The organism is Microbacterium sp. GbtcB4, from assembly GCF_019091465.1.
Classification (GTDB): Bacteria; Actinomycetota; Actinomycetes; order Actinomycetales; family Microbacteriaceae; genus Microbacterium; species Microbacterium paraoxydans.
The window spans coordinates 1-248 of record NZ_JAGXJJ010000343.1 but is presented as its reverse complement, the minus strand read 5'-3'; the positions used below and the strand labels follow the sequence as shown (position 1 = coordinate 248).

Genomic DNA, 248 nt, shown 5'->3' with positions numbered 1-248 from the left:
GGGCCTCGCCGTCATGCAGGAGACGAGCATCCTCATCGGCCTCATCGTCCCCGGCGACACGATCGACATCATCGCCTCGATGGGCGACGCCACTCCCCTCGAGGGCATCGCGATGGGTGTCGCCGTCGTCGTCGGCGCCCTCATCGGAGAGAGCACCGGCTTCTGGCTCGGCCGCTGGCTCGGCCCCTACATCCGTGCTTCCTGGCTCGGGCGGCGGATCGGGGTGCACAACTGGGTCCGCGCGGAGA

At 69.8% G+C, this 248-nt stretch carries 1 pseudogene; it reads left to right on the top strand.

Annotation, left to right across the window (positions count from 1 at the left end):
• Positions 1 to 248: pseudogene (locus KVS71_RS18100) on the top strand (DedA family protein); the annotation flags it as partial.